This is a genomic window from Aristaeella hokkaidonensis, assembly GCF_018128945.1.
GTDB lineage: Bacteria > Bacillota > Clostridia > Christensenellales > Aristaeellaceae > Aristaeella > Aristaeella hokkaidonensis.
Genome location: NZ_CP068393.1, coordinates 1,800,927 through 1,821,609, shown reverse-complemented (window position 1 = coordinate 1,821,609; position 20,683 = coordinate 1,800,927). Strand labels below are relative to the sequence as shown.

Annotated in this window: 17 protein-coding genes; 16 read left to right on the top strand and 1 reads right to left on the bottom strand. The window is 54.4% G+C overall.

What is annotated here, in order from left to right:
- The first annotated feature begins 5 nt into the window (after positions 1-5).
- The 6 genes from JYE49_RS08150 (at position 6) to JYE49_RS08125 (ending at position 7,757) form a co-directional block, all read left to right on the top strand.
- Positions 6-1,190, top strand: a complete 1,185-nt coding sequence (locus JYE49_RS08150; RefSeq protein WP_093957166.1) for a CDP-glycerol glycerophosphotransferase family protein — start codon at positions 6-8, stop codon at positions 1,188-1,190.
- Positions 1,191-1,241: 51 nt separating this feature from the next.
- On the top strand, positions 1,242-2,378 hold the full coding sequence (locus JYE49_RS08145; protein WP_093957167.1) for a glycosyltransferase family 1 protein: 1,137 nt from the start codon (positions 1,242-1,244) through the stop codon (positions 2,376-2,378).
- A 44-nt stretch (positions 2,379-2,422) separates the two neighbouring features.
- Complete coding sequence (locus JYE49_RS08140; protein ID WP_346763115.1) at positions 2,423-3,565, top strand: glycosyltransferase family 4 protein; 1,143 nt, start codon at positions 2,423-2,425, stop codon at positions 3,563-3,565.
- A 73-nt stretch (positions 3,566-3,638) separates the two neighbouring features.
- Entirely contained in the window at positions 3,639-5,219 is a 1,581-nt protein-coding gene (locus tag JYE49_RS08135) for an MATE family efflux transporter (RefSeq protein WP_093957169.1), read from the top strand.
- Positions 5,216-6,244 carry a glycosyltransferase family 2 protein gene (locus JYE49_RS08130; RefSeq protein WP_093957170.1) on the top strand — a complete coding sequence of 343 codons (1,029 nt, stop codon included), beginning with the start codon at positions 5,216-5,218 and terminating at the stop codon, positions 6,242-6,244. The genes JYE49_RS08135 and JYE49_RS08130 overlap by 4 nt, the downstream gene beginning before the upstream one ends.
- A gap of 25 nt (positions 6,245-6,269) precedes the next feature.
- On the top strand, positions 6,270-7,757 hold the full coding sequence (locus JYE49_RS08125; RefSeq protein WP_093957171.1) for a sugar transferase: 1,488 nt from the start codon (positions 6,270-6,272) through the stop codon (positions 7,755-7,757).
- Positions 7,758-7,898: 141 nt separating this feature from the next.
- Here JYE49_RS08125 and JYE49_RS08120 read toward each other — a convergent pair whose 3' ends face one another.
- A complete protein-coding gene (locus JYE49_RS08120) occupies positions 7,899-10,505 on the bottom strand; it encodes a beta-glucosidase (RefSeq protein WP_093957172.1) in 2,607 nt (868 codons plus the stop codon).
- A 204-nt stretch (positions 10,506-10,709) separates the two neighbouring features.
- Between JYE49_RS08120 and JYE49_RS08115 the strand changes: the two genes are divergently transcribed.
- From JYE49_RS08115 to JYE49_RS08070, 10 genes are all read left to right on the top strand, one after another.
- Positions 10,710-11,666 (top strand): SGNH/GDSL hydrolase family protein, encoded by a 957-nt coding sequence (locus JYE49_RS08115; RefSeq protein ID WP_093957173.1) that lies wholly within the window; start codon positions 10,710-10,712, stop codon positions 11,664-11,666.
- A gap of 53 nt (positions 11,667-11,719) precedes the next feature.
- Positions 11,720-12,403 (top strand): flavodoxin family protein, encoded by a 684-nt coding sequence (locus JYE49_RS08110; protein WP_093957174.1) that lies wholly within the window; start codon positions 11,720-11,722, stop codon positions 12,401-12,403.
- A 177-nt stretch (positions 12,404-12,580) separates the two neighbouring features.
- Positions 12,581-13,402: an NAD(+) diphosphatase gene (gene nudC / locus JYE49_RS08105; RefSeq protein WP_093957175.1), complete on the top strand. Its 822-nt coding sequence runs from the start codon at positions 12,581-12,583 to the stop codon at positions 13,400-13,402.
- A gap of 5 nt (positions 13,403-13,407) precedes the next feature.
- On the top strand, positions 13,408-13,890 hold the full coding sequence (locus JYE49_RS08100; RefSeq protein ID WP_093957176.1) for a GNAT family N-acetyltransferase: 483 nt from the start codon (positions 13,408-13,410) through the stop codon (positions 13,888-13,890).
- Between the two features lie 17 nt (positions 13,891-13,907).
- Positions 13,908-14,474, top strand: a complete 567-nt coding sequence (yqeK, locus tag JYE49_RS08095; protein WP_093957177.1) for a bis(5'-nucleosyl)-tetraphosphatase (symmetrical) YqeK — start codon at positions 13,908-13,910, stop codon at positions 14,472-14,474.
- 115 nt (positions 14,475-14,589) lie between these two features.
- Complete coding sequence (locus JYE49_RS08090; protein ID WP_179217310.1) at positions 14,590-15,369, top strand: mechanosensitive ion channel family protein; 780 nt, start codon at positions 14,590-14,592, stop codon at positions 15,367-15,369.
- Positions 15,370-15,485: 116 nt separating this feature from the next.
- The gene (gene ansA / locus JYE49_RS08085) at positions 15,486-16,505 is read left to right on the top strand and encodes an asparaginase (RefSeq protein WP_093957179.1); all 1,020 of its coding nucleotides are present in this window, start codon (positions 15,486-15,488) and stop codon (positions 16,503-16,505) included.
- A 154-nt stretch (positions 16,506-16,659) separates the two neighbouring features.
- Complete coding sequence (locus JYE49_RS08080) at positions 16,660-18,342, top strand: carbon starvation CstA family protein (protein WP_093957180.1); 1,683 nt, start codon at positions 16,660-16,662, stop codon at positions 18,340-18,342.
- Between the two features lie 159 nt (positions 18,343-18,501).
- Positions 18,502-19,434 (top strand): C-GCAxxG-C-C family (seleno)protein, encoded by a 933-nt coding sequence (locus JYE49_RS08075; RefSeq protein ID WP_304582564.1) that lies wholly within the window; start codon positions 18,502-18,504, stop codon positions 19,432-19,434.
- A 112-nt stretch (positions 19,435-19,546) separates the two neighbouring features.
- Positions 19,547-20,536, top strand: a complete 990-nt coding sequence (locus JYE49_RS08070; RefSeq protein WP_283399372.1) for a LysR family transcriptional regulator — start codon at positions 19,547-19,549, stop codon at positions 20,534-20,536.
- Positions 20,537-20,683 lie beyond the last annotated feature (147 nt).

Below are 20,683 nucleotides of genomic sequence, written 5' to 3'. Positions count from 1 at the left end.
GGAAAATGCTGCACATACTAAAGCGGCTGCCGGCTTATCTGAAGGATGTGTTTTTGCTGACGCTGCTCCGGCCCATCGCCGCGGTACTGAGAAAAACGAGCAATGCATACCGCCATCTCTGGCTGGTAATGGAACGCGGGTATGACGCCAGGGATAACGCATACTGGTTTTTCCGCTATCTGCGGGAACAGCAGCCGCAGATCAACGTGTGCTTTGTCATTGATCCGGCCAGCCCGGATTACGGAAAGGTTGCGCAGCTTGGCAAGGTCGCTGCATGGAGATCGCTGAAACACTATCTGATGTATCTGGCTGCAGATATGCTGATTGGTACCCATGTCCAGCCTGCCTCGCCCGACCTGATGGCTTTTTATCATCTTCGTCAGATGGGGATCCGGCCAAGGGGGAAACAGATTTTCCTGCAGCACGGGATTATTCAGAACAACATGAGACTGATGAGATATCCCGGGCTGAAGCTTGACTTTTTTGCCAGCGGCAGCAGGATGGAATACGATTACCTCGTATCTGAATACGGTTTCCCGGAAGGCGTGATTCAATACACGGGATTATGCAGATATGACAATCTCCTCCGGGGAAACAAGCCTTCCAATGAAATCCTTGTTATGCCCACCTGGCGGGGTTCGGACTATCCACGGGGAGAACAGTTTTACGGAACGGCCTTTTACCGGCATTTCCAGTCCCTGCTGGAGAATGCCCGCCTGCTCCGCCTCCTGGAGGAGCGGGATCTCAGGCTGATATTCTATCCTCACATTGAGCTTCAGGAAGAATTGGATAAGTTCAAAGCTCCATCGGACCGGATTGTCCTGGCAAGCTGGAAGGATTATGATGTCCAGACGCTGCTGATGCGCTGCAGCCTGCTGATTACGGATTATTCCAGTGTGTTCTTTGACGTGGGATATATGGAAAAGCCGGTGATATATTATCAGTTCGATCTGGAAGATTTCCGGAAATATCATTACCAGGAAGGCTATTTTTCTGCAGAGAAGCACGGATTCGGTCCTGTTGCCAGGACAGAGGAAGAAGTGATGGACGCCTTATATGAATGTGCCGGGAATGATTTCCGGGTGCAGGAAGAATACCGGAACCGCCTGGAGGCCTTTTTCCCGGTTCGGGATGAAAACAACTGTGAGCGGACGTACCGGATCCTCAGCCGTATGAGCGGGGAAAAATGACAGGAAACGGGCGCCGCGCCCCAAACAGCGGCAGGGGAGGAACCCAAGAAGATGCTTCGTGTGCTGCATTCCGTCAGCAATATGGGACGTGCGGGAATCGAAACCATGCTGATGAACTATTACCGGGAGATAGACCGGAGCCGGATCCAGTTTGATTTCCTGGCCAACAAACCGGTACCGGGCGAATATGACGAGGAGATCCGCCGCCTGGGCGGGAGGGTGTTTGTCAGTCCCGGGCTGAATCCGCTGCATTTTCCCCGGTACAGGCGGTACATGGCGGAGCTTCTGCGCGACAATCCCGATATCCGTATCGTTCACGCGCATAATGAGGCGATGGGGTATTATGCTCTCCAAAGCGCCAGAGACGCCGGAATCCGGATCCGGATTGCGCATGCGCACAATACGCGGATTATCCGTGATTACAAGTATCCGCTGAAGATGGTCTGCAAGCAGCTGCTTCCCGGCGCGGCAACGGATTACTGGAGCTGCGGCAGGGACGCAGGGATCTATTATTACGGGGAAAAACGCTGGAACACATCCGGCTTCATTCTGCATAACGCAATCGACGTGGAACGGTTCGGGTTCCGGCCGGAAGTCCGGGAACGCAAGAGGCGGCAGCAAGGACTGGACAAATGCTTTGTGATCGGCCATGTGGGCAGATTCAACGTCCAGAAGAACCATAGCCGGCTGCTGGATATTTTTGCCGCTGCCGCCAGGGACATTCCTGAAGCCCGCCTCGTCCTGATCGGCACCGGCGAGCTGGAACAGGCCATGAAGGAGAAGGCGCGCGGCCTCGGAATCCTGGACAGGACGATTATGCCCGGGCAGATGGCGGATGTCAGCGAATGGTACCAGGCAATGGACTGTTTCGTACTTCCTTCGCTGTTTGAAGGACTTCCGGTGGTCGGCATCGAGGCGCAGGCAGCCGGACTGCCGTGTGTGTTCTCTGACCGGGTTACAGACGAGATCCTGCTCTCTCCGGAAGCGCGAAGGATTTCCCTCGACACGGACGACGCGGAATGGGCCAGGCAGATTGCAGCGATAAGACAAACAGAAACGAACCGGCTGCAGGGAAAGGAAACTGTCCGCCAGGCAGGGTATGACATACATACGGAAGCGCGGAAACTTCAGGAGATCTACCTGGAAATGGAAGCCCGCGCGTATTCCACCGCACAGCCGGAAGCCTGAAGGACCGGCTTGCCCGTCTGTTATGAAAGGAGGGAATGATCAGCGTGCAGAAAGAAGCGAAACGGATCGCAATAATCGGACACAAATTCATCCCCTCCAGGGACGGAGGAGTGGAGGTTGTTGTAAGCAACCTTGCGCCGCATCTCGCGGAGGCCGGCTATAAGGTGACCTGCTATAACAGGACAAGCAAAGAGGCCAGGAAGCTTCGGAGACAAGGGAACCTGGCACGGGAATACCGGGGAGTCCGGCTGATCTGGACGCCGACGGTGGACCGCCGCGGGCTGGCGGCTGTATCCTCCTCAGTCCTTGCGACGATCATGGCGGCATTCAGCCGGTTTGATTTGGTGCACTTCCATGCGGAGGGACCGTGTGTTTTCTGCTGGCTGCCGAGACTCATGGGCAAAAAGGTCGTGGTGACTGTCCACGGGCTTGACCATAAGCGTCAGAAATGGGGGAAGTTCGCTTCCGCATATATTCTGCGAGGAGAAAAAGCGGCGGTTCGTCATGCCCACAGCATTATCGTGCTGAACACCAGCATGCAGGAGTATTTCCTCAGGGAATACGGACGGGATACGGTGCTGATTCCCAACGGTGTCGAACCGGCAGAGATTCGGCCGGCTCGTGAGATTATCGAGCAGTTCGGACTGGTTTCCCGGGGATACATCCTTTTTGTGGGCCGCCTTGATCCGGGAAAAGGAATTCACTACCTCATTGATGCATACCGGAAGCTCCATACGGATAAGAAGCTGGTGATCGCCGGCGGATCATCGGATACAGATGACTATGTGAAGCAGCTGCATGAAATGGCCGGAGATACCCCGTCCATCATCTTTACCGGTTTCCTGCAGGGGCCTGTCCTGGAAGAGCTGTACAGCAATGCGCATCTGTATGTGCTGCCCAGCGACCACGAGGGTATGCCGCTCAGCCTGCTGGAGGCTATGAATTACGGCTGCTGCTGCGTGACATCCGATATCAGGGAGTGTACAGCTGTTATGAACGGCTGCGGCCTCACTTTTCCCCGCGGGAACGCGGAAGCCCTGCGGGAGACGCTGCAGAACCTGTGCGACCATCCCGATCAGGCGGAAGCATATCGCAGTGAAGCCCGGGAAGTGATTTCGTCCAAGTATACCTGGCAGGAGATTGCGGAGCAGACGGACAGGCTGTACAGGAGACTCCTGGACGGCTGAGATCGGGCATACGGCTGGAGGTATCCTGCCCGGAAATCCCTGAAATCCAACTGAAAGGACTGCAGCAATCGGCATGAAGCTTGAACGCACCAGAAACGCGACAAGGAACATTGTGTTTGACGGGACACTGGAAATGGCCAACCTGCTGTTTCCGTTTGTCATTCGCTCTGTCATGCTGCATTGCCTGGGAACAGAATACCTGGGCCTGAACGGCCTGTTCAAGTCGCTCCTGACCTTCCTGAACCTGGCAGAGCTCGGCGTGGGCAGCGCAATGGTATTCAGCATGTACAAACCCATTGCCGAAGATGATACCCGGACCATCTGCGCCCTGCTGCGCCTGTATCGTACCCTCTACCGGATCATCGGACTGGTAATCGCCATGCTGGGGCTGCTCCTGATCCCTGTTCTGCCGGGACTCATCAAGGGGGATGTCCCCGCCGGCATGAACCTGTACGTCCTGTACCTGATGAACCTGGGGAACACGGTGGTGACGTACTGGCTGTTCGCTTACAAAAGCAGCCTGCTCCAGGCGCACCAGCGGCGGGATGTAATCAGCAAGGTCAGCCTGGCGGTGCGGATCACGGAATATACCCTGAAGATCCTGATCCTGGTTTTTATACGGGATTATTATCTCTACCTGTCCGTCCAGCTGCTGAGCCAGATTACCGTGAACGTGCTGACGGCGGTGTACGCGTCCAGAATGTATCCCCGATACGTGCCCGAAGGAAACCTGCCGAAAGAAAAGCGAATGGATATTCTGCGCAGGGTACGGGATCTTTTTACTTCCAAGCTTTCCGCCACGGTTTTTGATTCCGCGGACACCCTGGTGATCTCCGCTTTTATGGGCCTGACCGTCCTGGCACTTTATCAGAATTACTATTTTGTGATTACCGCACTGCGGATCATGCTGGTGGTGCTTCTCAACGCCTGTATGGCCGGAGTGGGCAACAAGATGGTCATGGAGAGCCGGGAAGCGAATTACCGGGACCTGGAAAAGATCAGCCTCCTGTTCAGTTGGGTGCTGGGGGTGAGCAGCTCCATGCTGCTGTGTGTATTCCAGCCGTTTATGAATCTCTGGATGGGCGAAGAGAATATGCTCCCCATGGGGCTGGTGCTTTGCTTCGTCGTTTATTACTACTCCATGGGTGCCAATAAGCTGGTCAATATGTTCAAGGATGCAGCGGGCATATGGCGGCAGGACCGCTGGAGGCCCCTGACGGCGGCGCTGGTCAATCTGGGCCTGAACCTGGCCACGGTCCGGTGGCTGGGGCTGTACGGGGTGCTGCTTTCCTCGGTTATCTCCATCGTTGCTATCCAGATTCCCTGGCTGTTCCACAACCTGTTCAGGGAAGTGTTCCCCCGGGAACAGCTGGGCCGGTATATCCGGCTTTTCTGCGGACTGACGGCGGCTGCCCTGGCATCCTGCACAGCATCATGGTTTGCCTGCCGCCTGTTTACGCTGGATACATGGCCGGCCCTGATCCTGAATGCCGCAGTGAGTTTCCTGGTACCGAATCTGATCTACTTTGCCATTTACGGACGAAACCACGTGTTCCGGGAAAGCCTTTCACAGCTGAAAAGGAACATCCTGCCGGGAAACCGGAAGACACAGGATGCGGACACCCCAGTCGGGGAAGGGAGAACCGAAGAATGATCAGTGTTATTGTGCCGGTATATAATGTGGAAAAATACCTGAGAAAATGCGTGGATAGTATCCTGAATCAAACCTATACCGATTTTGAATTGCTGCTGGTGGATGATGGCTCAACGGATGGGTGCCCGCAGATTTGCGATGATTACGCAGCCTGTGATTCCCGCGTGCGGGTGATCCATAAGCCCAACGGCGGGTTGATTTCCGCCCGGAATAAGGGCATCCTTGCTGCCCGGGGGGACTATGTCTGTATCCTGGACGGGGATGACTGGGCTCTCGAAAACATGCTGCAATTCATTCACGATACCGTATCCGGTTCACCGGAACTGCCCGACATGGTGCTTTTCGCTGCCCACAATGTATATGCGGATCATATGGAAGATACGCTGAACAATGTACCGGAAGGATACTACAACCGGGAACGACTGGAGAAGGAAATTTTCCCGTATCTGCTTATGGATACGCGGACCGGGCTTCATCCGGGCAGGATTCAGGCACATACCTGGGATAAGGCTTTCAGGCGTGAACTGCTGGTCGGGCATTATACACGTGACGAGAGGATCCGCGTTTTTACCGACGTGCCCATGACCTATGAATGCCTTCTGCACTGCCAGTACGTGTACATATGCAACGAACCTTTGTATATGTACAATAAAACCAATGAGGACTCGATCCGTGCCAGAAGCCGGGAGAACCTCCTCACAAAAAGTTTCGGTTACCTGGTCGCCTATATGAGGGAGCATATGAGCGGCCTGACGCCAACCATCGGCCGCCAGCTCAACGAATACGCGGCAATGCTGATTATCCGTACCGGAAAATGGCGTGTCCAGACGGAGCCCTCCCTGCGGGACGCAGCGCGGCATATGAAGCAGGGACTCCGTGAATCGGAGATGCTGTCCTTTGTGTCAGTCAAGGGCCTGCCGCGAAAGGCGGGAGCCGTCATCCTGCTGCTGAAAATGCATCTGGTGATGCCGGCTGTGCTGCTGTGCGCCGCCCGGGTCAGGCAGGAGAAAAAACTGGACGTATAAATCATCATGGAAAGCAGGTGTAAGCATGTACAAACGAAGGGTGCGCGGCTGGTCCCAGCATATAGACTTTATGTTTCTGGACATCCTCTGCGCTTTCGTCAGCCTTCTGGCTGCATTCCTGATCGTTGAAAAGGAAGGTGTAAACTCCCGCTTTTTCTGGTGGATGGCCCTGGAAATCATCCTGGTGAATACGGTTGTGATGATTGTCATGGACACCTATCACAGTGTGCTGCATCATTCACCGTGGGATGAGATGATCCGGCTCCTCAGCCAGACAGGAAATGTGATACTTGTCCTGCTGATTATCCGGCTGCTGGACCAGTCTGTTGAAGCAGACCTGCTGAAGATCACGCTATATGGCTTGCCGATGTATCTGGTGTCCTGTTATATCATGCGTCAGGTATACAAGAGTTTTCTGAAGAAAAAACACCATATCCATAACCGGCATTCCATGCTGATTGCGTTGGAAGCCTCCCAAATTCCGACAGTCATCCCGAGAATTCTCCGTTCGAATTACGGAATCTACCGATTCTCCGGTATGGCGATTATGGGAGCCAATTCTTCCGAAGAACAGGTGAGGCATGCGCTGAACCAGGTGCGGGAGGAGTATCCGGAAGTGGACACGATTCCGGTTGTGGCTACAGCTGATACGCTGGAGCAATACCTGACCAATAACTGGGTGGATGAAGTGTATCTGGACGTTCCGCCCGGAACAGATATGCCTGTGGACCTTATCAACAGCCTCATGCGCATAGGTATTACCATTCATACCGCCCTTACGTCCCTGGATGACATCGAATCCCGGCATAAGAACGTGGAATGGATCTGCGGTCACCTGACCATTACGACTTCTCTGGGTTATGTCACAGGGCGTGATCTGCTGCTGAAGCGAATCATGGATATCGCAGGCGGACTGATCGGTGCCCTGATTACACTGCTTCTTATTCCGACTGTAGGATTGGCAATCTGGCTCTCTGATCCGGGACCGATCTTTTTCTCCCAGATCCGGATCGGTGAAAACGGGAAGAAGTTCAGGATGTATAAGTTCCGCAGCATGTATATGGATGCGGAAGCACGGAAAAAGCAGGTGGCAAAGGAAAACGGCCAGGAAGGCCACCTTATGTTCAAGATGGAAAATGATCCGCGCATTATCGGAAGCAAACAAGGCCCTGACGGAAAATGGAAGAAGGGGGTGGGCGGATGGATCCGCGCCCTGTCCCTGGATGAGTTTCCTCAGTTTTTCAATGTCCTGAAAGGTGAAATGTCCCTGGTTGGAACCCGTCCGCCTACGGTGGACGAATGGCAGCGGTACGAGCCCTATCACCGGTCCAGGATGTCCACACGGCCTGGAATTACGGGACTCTGGCAGGTCAGCGGCCGCAGCAATATCCGCGATTTTAACACAGTGGTTCGTATGGACCGGGAATACATCGAAAACTGGTCTCTCAAAAAGGATATTTATATCTTATTCAAAACCATATGGGTTGTGTTCAGACGGATCGGAACGATGTAACTCCCATGTTATCTATCAAGTCCTGTTTCCCGCACGTAAGGGCTCCTGAGAGATCAGGAGCCCTTTTCTTAAGTTTCAGCATCACAAATAAGGAGACAGGGGAATGTATCCCTGCCTCCATAAACTGTCGTCTGTCTTACGTTATAATTCGATCTCCGCAGCAACCTGTTCATCCAGGCAGGAGCCGCCGGCGTATACCTGATATTGACCGGGCTCAATAACCTTTTTCCCGGCATCCTCCATATAGATTTCCAGGTCGCAGGGATTGACAACGAAGACTGCTTCCGCGCTTTCTCCGGGTGCGAGGCTGTGAAGCCGTTCAAAGCCGATAAGCCGGCGCAGCGGGTGGACCGTTTTCGAGGGCGATACGCGCCTGATATACAACTGGGCCACCTCATCGCCGGTTACGGCGCCGGTGTTCGTTACATTCACGGAGACCCGCAGGCCGCCGTTCTGTTTCTCAACCTTCAGACCGCTGTAGCCGAAGGCGGCATAGCTCAGGCCGTAGCCGAAGGGATACAGCACCGGTTTGTCAAAGTACCGGTAGGTACGGGGGTGATTGATCAGGTCATAGTCTTCCATCGGCGGCAGGTCTGCATCGCTTTTATACCAGGTCATCGGGAGACGTCCGGCCGGGTTCGCTTCCCCAAAGATTGCAGCGGCCAGGCCGTTGCCCAGATCCTGGGAACCGGTTGCGTTCAGCAGAATGGCCGGCACATGCTCCTGCATCCAGTTGATGGCGTAAGGATAGTTTGTGATCAGGACAACCGCGACGTTCGGGTTTACCTCGTATACCGCCTCCAGCAGTTTCTGCTGCAGGGGGATCATTTCAATGGTGCTCCGGTCGATCTCTTCCTTCGCGTTCATGACAGGGTTGCAGCCCAGGGCAACAATGACCTTTTTTGCTTTCCTGGCCAGTTCCTTTGCGCGCTGGATGCCGTCGGAGACAATCTCCACGGTGAGCGCTGTCGCTTCCTTTTCGGAACCGGCCCAGGCTTCCAGAATATTGCCGCCTTCCTTGGTGTTGCTTTCGGGTGCGAGACGGACCAGAGGATCCGTCTTCAGCTTTCCGTCCTCCAGGTAGACGTTGCGGTTGCCAAAACAGTAGAGCTTCACGTCGCAAGCTTCGTCATTCCAGTATTCGGTGAGCTCCACGCAGTTTGCATTCCGGGGCTGCGGTGTGCGGACAGCGTCCGCTTTGCCGATGGTGAAGTTTTCCATGAGTTTAAAGGTGAATGGTTCATCGGAAGACAGGGTGATCTTTCCGTCCGGTCCCACCGTCGCGTATTTCCTGAATTCGGGAGCGTAGAGGAAATTGCTGCCGCAGCCCCAGTTCAGCTGTTCGAAGACGACGGCATCTTCCGCTTTATCCACCAGGATTAATTCTGCCGGGCCGGGATCAGGGGTTCCCCACGGGATCCGCGCCGGAAGGCTGGCGCCGATATACTTGTCTCCGGCCCTGAAGCGGAACAGGGTTTGTCCGCTTTCATAGGGAATTGTCCGGTGCATCTTCTTTTCCAGGCCGGCCTTCAGCGTCACCCTGTACAGCGGCTTTCCGGCGTACCAGTCCATGTACCAATTGTTTCCCACAAATCCGATCAGAGCAATATCGTCCTCTTTTGAGAAGGGCAGGAAATGGTTCTCGTTTTTCAGCAGGACGTTGGAGGCCTTGCTCATTTCCAGGGAGATCCGTTTCGCCTCATCCGTCCCCACATCAGCCATATCCAGTTCGGCATAGGGGTCCTCCGGATCGAAGGCACCCTGGCGGATCAGCTCTACAACCGTGCAGACAATAGATTTATCCATTTCTTCTTCGCTGATCAGGCCGCGCTCATAGGCTTCCTTTGCCGCTTTAACGACCTCGGTCTGATTGTCCAGCATGGCGTCCACACCGGCTTTCACACCCTCAGCCAGGGTTTCCGCATGGGATTCATAATAATGATGGAAGTTTACGGTCTGCAGGAAATCGCCGCCGTCCGTCATGGCATACTGAATGCCCCACTGATCCTTCAGGATGTCCTGAACCTCATGGTTGAGCATGGCGGGCAGATGATTGATCTCATTATAGGAGGTCATAACGCCTTCCGCATGGCCTTCCTGAGCGCAATAGCGGAAAGGCTCCAGTTCATAGTCGTACTTGACCTTGTCGCTGATGTCAAAGCTGTCGTATGCGCGCCGGTATTCCTGATTGTTGGCATAAAAGTGCTTCAGTACCGCGGCGGTCCGGATACGGTCTCCCCGGGCACCGGGGGCAAGGGGCGTGCCGTCATAGTTATGCTCGTCCTGCATGCCGGTGATGTATGCGGAGGCCATCTTACCGGTCAGGTACGGGTCTTCGCCGTATCCTTCTTCGTTCCGGCCCCAGCGGGGATCACGGCACAGATCGACAGTGGGCGCAAGGCGGCCGTGACCGCCCTTGCCGACAGCATTTCCGAAGGCGCGGGATTCCTTTCCGGTCACGTCACCGGCTTTGCGGATCAGCTCCCGGTCAAAAGTTGCGGCCATACCGATGGGCTGGGTAAAGGAAGTGGTCGGAGTCGGCGGATACAGCTCTCCCTGACCGGCCCGGGCCTGAACGCCGTGGGCTCCCTCGCCGCCGCAGGTGGAGGCGATGATCCCCAGACGGTCGTTCCGGACCCGCAGGGAGAACCAGCTGAACTTTTCCTCAACCGACATTTGGGAAACGAGCCATTTCGCACGGGCTTCGTTCGAAAGGCCTGTATCATACAAAGGGGTATTTCTGTCCATATGCTGACCTCTTTTCCTTCGACAATTGTTTTAAATATCTTAAACCATAGAGTTGACTTCAAGTCAATAAATAAAAGATCATTCTGATGAACTGTTCCAGCAGCCTGTCATTTGTTGCTGTCGCTTCTCGCTTTTTGTGATATTGTTGATTTCCGGCTATACACATGGTATATTCGCAGTTAATGACACTGGAGGAAAACGATCATGACAAACAAGGAATTGCAAAGCATTTATTTCGGCGCCTATACTTTTGATGAGACAGAAGACGGCTGGCTGCAGGCGTTCCAGTATTCGAAGGAGCAGGTGGCATATTTTGAATCCTGCATCAAGATCGGACTGGATTTCTGGTATGACCGGTGCCTGGCCACTACCGCCAAGACGCTGGAGATGACCACGGACGCCCGGACGATTTCCTTTGAATACAAATTTATCTGGGAGGGATCCCCGGACTCCTTTGAACTGATGGTTGACAGACTGATTACCGAAATCCGTTACGTGAAGGACCTGCCGAAGGAAGGAAAGCTGGAATGGAAGCTTCCGGAAGGGAAAAAGGATATTGTGATTTATCTTCCTGCGGACGCGACCGTGCTGATCCGCAACTGCGAGATTGACGGATCCTTTACTCCGGCGCGCAAGAATGAAAAGGTGCTGTGGCTCGGGGATTCGATTACCCAGGGCTACGGACCGCTTCGCTCCGCGATGACGTACGTCAGCGTGGCCAACAGGATCCTGAACTACGATATCATCAACCAGGGAATCGGCGGATACGTCTATGACAAAAAGTCCCTGATGAAGATGGAAGGCTATACACCGGACAAGATTATTGTGGCCCTGGGAACAAACCAGTTCGGCTGTGAAACCATGAAAGACGTGGAAGAATACTATGAAACGCTGATCGGAATTTACGGAGAACGGATCCCGGTTCTTTGCATTTCACCCCTATGGCGCGGGGATTTGCCGGAACAGATTCCCGTGCTGATCCGCTTCTGCGAAAACGTGAAAGCGATCGCCGGCCGTTATTCCAATGTGAAAGTGGTTGACGGGTTCAGACTGGTTCCGCACCTTCCGGAGTACTTCCTGGACAATCTCCATCCCAATGCGCTGGGAGCGGAAGTCTACGGCAGGAACCTGGTGGAAGCGATCAGGAACCTGAAGTTCTGACCTGGATCCGGGAGCTAAACAGATCCATTACACTGAGAAGAGGAGCGTATGTTATGAAAGTACTTGTACTGAACGGGAGCCCCAAGAAGAAAAGCGATACCTTCCGGATGGCGGAAGCCTTCCTGCGGGGACTGAATAAAAACCAGGAACACGAGGTTCAGATCGTCAACGTGATTGACAAAAAGATCGCCCCCTGCAGGGGATGCTTCGGCTGCTGGCAGAAGCTGGACGGTCACTGCGTGATTGAGGATGACCAGAATGCCCTCCTGGACGAATACCGGAGTGCCGACATCATCATCTGGAACTTTCCGCTGTATTGCTACGGCATGCCGTCCCACCTGAAGGCGTTCCTGGACCGGACAATCCCGCTGGTCAAAATGGATATGCGCCAGGAGGAGAACGGAAGGGTACGGCATGAAGCCCTGGTCGATTTTTCCAGGATACATACGGTGGTTCTCTGCGGATGCGGATTCCCGGACTGGGAAGGAAATTTTGACGGACTGAAGATGCAGTGCAGGCAGTGCTTCGGCAACCTGGAAATGGTTTGTGTTCCGGAAACTCCCATGCTGAACGTCCCGGAAGCCGCACCGCTGGCGGATCCGCTGCTGGCCAGCTTTGAAAAGGCAGGGGAGGAATATGCCGCCAGCCTGAAGCTTTCAGCGGAGACAATCGCCAGGCTGGAAACCCCGATGATCCCGAAGGAGATGTATATCAATATTGTGAACGGAAACGCATAAGGCATTGCATTTCATAAAACGGACTCCTGGAAAACAGGAGTCTTTTTGATTTCAGCCGTTCAACGCGAAAAAAGAACCGGAAAGTCGTCTGCTGTTCCGTTATCACGTTATTGATCGTAAAGCAGTTTTCAGCTATGATAACCTGGAAAATAAGACTGTGTATGGAGAATCAGAAATATGATCCAGGATATTGAACCATCCAGGCTGGACAACGCATTCAGGCCGGGAATCCCTGAGGAAAAAGATTTCGTCCTGCTTTTTGACGTGGACGGAAGAATACTTGTCAGAACAGGAGACGGAAAGATTCGTTTTACCACTGGGAAAGAGGTTCCGGCAGACGGTACAGTTTATCTGTTTTCGGTGGATGGGGACAGGTATTTCTGCGCGCTGACACCCGCCGGGACAGCGCTTCCGGGGTTTGAATTCAGGACAGTGCGGGAGCTGCGGGACGCCGGCAGCGGCAAAGAGCTTTTTGCCGCATTTACCGCATATCACCTGTGGCGGTGGTATGCCGAGAACCGCCGGTGCGGACGGTGCGGCGGGGAAAACAGATGCCATTCCGCGGAACGGGCCCTGCAATGCAGCATTTGCGGGCATGTGGTTTATCCGAGGATCAATCCGGCTGTCATTGTCGGCGTCATCAAAGGTGACAGCCTGCTGATCACCCGGTACCGGAAAGGCTATGCGCACAACGCGCTGGTTGCCGGTTTTACGGAAATCGGCGAGACGCTGGAGCAGACCGTGCATCGGGAGGTTATGGAAGAAACCGGCGTCAGGGTGCATAACATCCGGTATTACAAGTCCCAGCCCTGGGGAATGGCGCAGGACCTGCTGGTGGGCTTTTACTGTGGCGCGGACGAGGAGTCCGTGATCCGGATGGATCCGAATGAACTGAAATATGCTGAATGGGTACGGCGGGAAGACATCGTCCTGCAGCCGAACAACCTGAGCCTCACCAATGAGATGATGAGGATGTTTAAAGAAGGGAAAAAGGTATAAGGCAAATGATTGAGTTTAAGAAATTTACCGATTTCCCGCGGGGCACGCTCTATGATATCCTTGCGGACGCCTATTCCTACGATAAAAGAAACCGGCAGATCTGGGAGGAGAACTGGAAGGAGACGGATGACTTCTTCTATGATAATCCGGAGATTGCCGACAAATACAGCCTGGTCACCTGCCTGGACGGAGAACCGATCGGGTTTGTGACGTGGGATCCGCGGCACAGACCGGATTACGTCGAGATCGGCCATAACGGTATCCGGGAACAATACAAGCGCAGGGGATACGGACATCTGCAGCTGGAAGAGGCCTTGCGCAGGATCCGGGCGTATGAGGGACTGAAGCGGATCATTGTGTGTACCAACAGTAACCTGATCGCTCCGAGGAATTATGAGTCAGTTGGCTTCGTTCTATATGACAGGAAGCCCAATGAGACGAAAAGCGCATATACCGGGGATTATCTATACTACGAAATCGTTCTGTAAGGGGAAAGCCTGACAGCATGAATGAAGAACTGATCAGAGACACCTATTTGACCCGAAACAAGGTCAAAACGCTGAAGCATGTGGAAGAAGTGGCGGAGACGGCGGCATGGCTGGCGGGGATCCATAAGCTGGATATACAGAAAGCCAGGACGGCGGCGCTGCTGCATGACATCAGTGCGGTGATGTCGCCGCTGGAAATGTATGAGACGGCTGTGGAACGCGGCATGCCGATTGATCCGGCAGAGGAGAAATATCATTTTCTCCTGCACCAGCGGATATCCAGGATCATTGCGGAGGAACAGTTCGGCATCCGGGATGAGGATATCCTGAGTGCGGTTGAATGCCACACGACCCTGAAGCAAAACGCCGGTCCGTATGACCAGCTTGTCTTTATCGCGGACAAGATCTCCTGGGATCAGGAAGGGGTTCCGCCTTATTATGAGGAGCTGAAGAAAATGGCCGAGGAATCCCTGGAAGAGGCCTGCTTCTTTTATATCCGTTATCAGTTCGAAAACAAACTGCTGCTCATGCCGCACCGATGGATTTCGGAAGCATATGAGGATCTGAAGAAAAACCGGGGATGAATAATTGCAGAGCTGAACGGGCCGATGATATAATGAACCCGTCTCAGGACAGGAATAAAAGTACATAAGAGCAGAAAGGAACAGGAGCATGGTTACGGAAAGCAGCAACAGTATCATGAATTGGCTCAAGGATGCTGGACTGAAGCTTCTCGGCGGTATCGCGGTGCTTGTGATAGGATTCCTGCTGGTTCATTGGATCGGCAATATTCTCAAGCACAACAAGAAATTCCACGCGATTGAACCGACGCTGCGGGGTTTCCTGCAGAACCTGGTCAAGATCACCCTTTCCGCGATTGTGGTCCTGACCGCCGTGAATATTATAGGTATTCCCATGACCTCCGTTCTGACGCTGCTGGCTTCCGGAGGCGTGGCCATCGGCCTTGCGCTGCAGGGCGCAGTAGGAAACCTGCTCGGCGGACTGATTCTCCTGATTCTGCGGCCGATCCGGGCGGGGGAATACGTAAAGATCGGCGACAGCGAAGGCACCGTCAAAACCGTGGGCGCTTACTATACGGAGCTGATTACCGTGGACAACAAACAGCTCTGCCTGCCCAACGGTGCCCTGACCAATACGACCATTGTCAATTTCTCCCGGGAGGGAACGAGACGGCTGGATCTGACTTTCTCTGTTGACTATGGCAGCGATATGGATCAGGTGTACCGGGTGCTGAACGACCTGGTGGGCCAGGAGACAGCCGTTCTGAAGGATCCGGCTCCGCAGATTGTCCTTTCCAAGTGCGCGGACAGCAGCCTGGATTTTGCAGTCCGGGTCTGGGTCAAAACCGCTGATTACTGGCCGGTGAACTTCCGGCTGCTGGATAAAGGAAAGCGGGCGCTGGACGCCGCCGGTATCTCCATTCCGTTCCCTCAGATGGACGTGCACGTCAAATCCTGACCGAACTGAAAACGGAGTTCCTGAATATCAGGAACTCTTTTTTGATGCTTGCCAGATGAGCAGGGATCTGGGATAATAGTCCGGTTTGAATGAACAAACACTGCCCGGAGGAACGCATGAAACAGGAACGGAAAAGAATACTGATTATCTATACCGGCGGAACCATCGGCATGATGAAGACCCGCCACGGCTATGCCCCGCAGAAGGAGAAGTTCCATCAGCTGCTGGACGCCATTCCGGAGCTTAAGGCAGAGGGCATGCCGGACTGGGAAGTTGTGGACATGGATCCGCTGCTGGATTCCTCCAACATTACCGTAAGGGAATGGAACACCATCGGCACCATGATTGCCGGCAACTATGACCGGTTTGACGGATTTGTTATCCTCCACGGAACAGATACCATGGCCTATACGGCTTCGGCCCTCTCTTTTACCCTGCGGAACAACAGCAAACCGGTGATCCTGACCGGATCCCAGATTCCGCTGTGCGAGATCCGGAACGACGCCCGGGACAACCTGATTACCGCCATGCAGGTGGCGGCAGATGACCGGGTGCATGAGGTGTGCCTGTATTTCGGCGGGAAGCTGCTGCGCGGGAACCGGTCCATCAAGTATTCCGCGGATGACCTGATCGCCTTTGAATCCCCAAACTTCCAGCCGCTGGCGGAGGTGGGAATTGAGATCCGGTACAATTTCCCCGCACTGCTTCCGGCCTGCAAAGAGACATTTTCCCTGCAGACCCTGAAGAGCGTTCCCATCGGGGTTATCAAGGTTTTCCCCGGAATTCAGTTTGAACTGTTTGATTCGATTATGACAGAGCGGCTGAAGGGAATCGTAATCGAAACCTTCGGCGCCGGCAACATTCCCGGATCCTCGGACGCGCTGCTGCCGATTATCCGCAAGGCCAGTGAAAACGGAACTATTATTATCGTCTGCTCCCAGTGCCCGCACGGCACCGTCGCACTGGGTGCGTACGAGACCTCGGAGGCACTGCGGAACGCAGGCGCGGTCAGCGGGTATGACATCACCACGGAGGCTGCCGTTGCCAAGCTGTACTATTTGTTCAGCTGCGGGCTGGAGGAGAAGGAAATCCGCTCCAGAATGGAGCAGAGCCTGCGCGGAGAAATCACAATCTGAAGACGTAAGGCAACAAGGCAGAAGGGCTCCTGAAGCATCAGGAGTTCTTTTTTTGCGTTCTTTTTGTATTTCAATTGACAATCCGGGGATGCAGTGATAGCTTACTGAAAAATAGTCCGGACAAGTTATTCATACGAGGGAGGATGAATTGATTATGAACGGTTTACTCATGATGATCATTGCCATCGTTGTACTGGGCGCCGGCTATCTCGTTTACGGCCGCTGGCTGGCGAAAAAGTGGGGTATTGATCCCAAAACCAAGACGCCGGCCTACGAACTGCGGGATGGCGTTGACTATGAACCTGCCGATACCCATGTGGTCTTCGGACACCAGTTTGCTTCCATTGCCGGCGCTGGCCCCATCAACGGTCCTGTGCAGGCGGCGGTTTTCGGCTGGGTGCCGGTGCTGCTGTGGGTCCTGATCGGCGGCGTATTCTTCGGCGCTGTGCAGGACTTTTCCGCTATGTACGCCTCTGTGAAGAACAAGGGACGTACCATCGGCTATATCATTGAGGAATACATCGGCAAGGTCGGCAAGAAGCTTTTCCTGCTGTTCTGCTGGCTGTTCTGTATCCTGGTGGTTGCAGCTTTTGCCGACGTGGTTGCCGGCACATTCAACGGCTTTGCCGCCGACGGCGCCCGGATTACTGCCAACGGCAGCGTTGCGACCACAAGCATGCTGTTTATCGTCGAAGCGGTGGCCCTGGGCTTCCTGCTCCGGTTCTCCAAGATGAACAAATGGGTCAACACCCTGATTGCCATCGCCCTGCTGGTGGTCGGCGTCGCGGTGGGCCTGGCCCTGCCGGTGTTCATTCCGGCCAATACCTGGCATATCATCGTGTTCATCTATATCATGATTGCTTCCGTGGTTCCGGTGTGGGCCCTGCTGCAGCCCCGGGACTACCTGAACAGCTACCTGCTGGTGTTCATGATCCTGGCCGCGGTGGTTGGTATCATGGCGACCAATCCCAGCATCAACCTGCCGGCATTCACCAGTTTCACGGTGGCAGGAACCGGCAACCTGTTCCCGATCCTGTTCGTGACCATCGCCTGCGGCGCCGTTTCCGGCTTCCATGCCCTGGTTTCTTCCGGTACAGCCTCCAAGCAGATTAAGAATGAAAAGCATATGCTGCCGGTTTCTTTCGGCGCCATGCTGATGGAATCCCTGCTGGCTGTGATCTCCCTGATCGCAGTGGCCAGCTTCGCGGCGGGAGAAGCCGCGGCGGCTGGTTATTCCACCCCCACGCAGGTGTTTGCGGGCGGCGTTGCCAACTTCCTGGAGAAGCTGGGCATGCCCCATAACATTATCTTCACGCTGATCAATCTGGCGGTTTCCGCTTTCGCCTTGACCTCCCTTGACTCGGTTGCCCGGATCGGCCGGCTGTCCTTCCAGGAGCTGTTCCTGGACGCCTCCATCAAGGATGAGGACATGAAGCCCTGGCGCAAGGTGGTAACCAACAAATACTTTGCGACGGTGATTACGCTGGTGCTGGCCTATATCCTGGCGAAGATGGGCTACAAGAACATCTGGCCGCTGTTCGGCAGCGCCAACCAGCTGCTCAGCGCACTGGCACTCATTGCCTGCGCCGTTTACCTGAAGAAGACCAACCGCAAGGGATGGATGCTGTGGATCCCCATGGTCATCATGCTCTGCGTGACGCTGACGGCCCTGGTACAGAAGATCATTACGCTGATTGGTGATCCGACCGCGGGGAACATCCTGCAGCTCGCCTTTGCAACAGCCCTGTTTGTCCTCGGCGTGATCGTGGCGGTCCTCGGCTTCAGGCGGCTGGCTGAAAAGACTCCGCAGGAGGCGCAGGAAGCGCAGAACGCATAAGAACGACTGTAAAGCATCCGGGAAACCGGATGCTTTTTTTATTTGGCGGCATGCAATTTGTTCCGGACGCTGTTGACAGGAATGAGGGCTTTCCGTAAAATGAAACCAGATGTCTGAAATGTACACACAGACTGAAAAACAGAAAAGGAGAATGAAAAAATGGACATGAACCGCCGTGAATTTTTGCGTACCGCCGGAAAAGCCGCACTGGGTGCGGTCGCAGTCAGCAGCCTGCCGCTGCCTGTTGTGGCGGAAGGGAAGGAAACTCCCGTATGGCCCTGGAAATATGTGCCGCTGGACAAGGATGAGCTGTTGAAGCGCTGCTATGAAAAGTTCTATGAATACGGAGGCTGCGGCGGAGGATGCTTTGGCGGCATCATCGACATCATGAGTGAAGTGACCGGCTATCCCTATAATGAGATGGTTCCCGGCCGCACATGCGCCCTGATGGGCGGCGGCTTTGGCGCGGGAACGCTCTGCGGTTCCCTGGCGGGCGCCCTGATGTTTGTGGGCCTGGTGTGCGAACCCCAGGACGCGGCTGCTGTGCGTGACCAGCTGTTTGCCTGGTACCGGGAACACAGCTTCCCGCAATACCAGCCTGAATTTGAATCCATCACTACCGTGGCCCACTCCATCAACTGCGTTGATTCCGTAGGCACCTATATGGCGGCGACCGGATACAAGATGGCGGATCCGGAACGCAAAGCCCGCTGCGCGTCTGTGACGGCCGAAGTGGCAGTCAAAGCCATTTCCCTGCTGAACGTCCTGTACGGATACGAAGAGGCTGAACCGGAAGAGGAAGCCGCTCCCGCAGAGGAGGCGCTGGCAGCCAATGAGTATATCGGCACCGGCATCAGCGAAATCGGCGGCGAGGTGAAGGTGAAGGTCACCATGGACGGGGACAAGATCGCGAAGATTGAAGTGCTGAGCCACAACGAAACTGCCGGCGTCAGCGATCCGGCCTTTGCGGCCATTCCCGACGCGATCATTGCGGCTAACTCCACCGAGATTGATACAGTTTCCGGCGCGACCAAGACCAGCGAAGCCCTGATTGCCGCCGTGAACGATGCCCTGGCGCAAATCAAGAAATAAAAAACCGCGGCATATTACAGTCAACAGGACCGGAGGCTTTTCAGACAGGCCTCCGGTTTTTGCTCAGCCTGCAGCGGCACTGGCAGAAATTGCCTGTTGTGTTATAATAGACATGTCCGATCTGGTTTTCCGGGCATTCTTTTACGTTGAGACCGAGGGAGATGAAAGCGTGAACATTCTGCACCTGAAGTATGCTGTGAGCATCGCGGACAACGGCTCCATCAACAAGGCAGCGGAAGAAATTCATGTAGCCCAGCCCAACCTGAGCCGGGTAATCAAGGAACTGGAAGCCGACCTGGGGATTACCATTTTCCAGCGCAGTGCCCACGGTATGATCCTGACCCCGGAAGGGGAGGAGTTTGTGGGCCGGGCCAGGAAGATCCTGGAGCAGGTGGACGACATGGAACACATGTACAAGTCCGGACAGCCGGCCTGCCAGCGCTTTTCCATCTCCGCCCCGCGGGCCAGCTACATCTCCGACGCTTTTGCCCATTTTTCCCGGTCACTGAGCAAGGATGACGCGGAAGTTTTCTACCAGGAAACCAATGTACTGAAGGCTGTGAGAAACATCCTGGAGGTAGGGTATAACCTGGGCATCCTCCGGTATGCCTCCAAGCATGAAAAGTATTTCCGGGAGATGCTGGAAGATAAGGACCTGACCGGGGACCTGATTATGGAATTCACCTACTGTCTGATCATGCATGAGGACAGCCCGCTGGCAAAAATGGAGACCATCCGGATGAAAGACCTGGCCGGATATATCCAGATCGCGCATGCGGATCCCTATGTACCCTCCATGCCGCTGTCCGTGGTCAAGAATGAAGAACTGCCGGATATTCCCCGGAGGATTTATGTGTTTGAGCGGGGCAGCCAGATGGATCTGCTTTCGGAAAACCCGGAAACCTTTATGTGGGTTTCCCCGATTCCGGAGCGGCTGCTGAAGAACCTCCACCTGGTGCAGAGACGCTGCGTGGATAACCAGAAACTGTACCGGGACGTGCTGATCCGCAGGAAGAATTATCACCTGACAGAGCTGGATAAGCAGTTTATAACGGAACTGACAATTTCGAAGAGAAACTGCATGATGGCTGAAAATGCATGATGCATTTTCAGTAATGAATACTGAAAACTGAAGACTTAAGACTTAAAAATGGTGGATAAAACCGCACCTGCAGGTGCGGTTTTTTTTGATTATAAACGTTCTTCGAACGTAGTAAGGGATATCCGCAACCTCAATGGTCGTGACTCT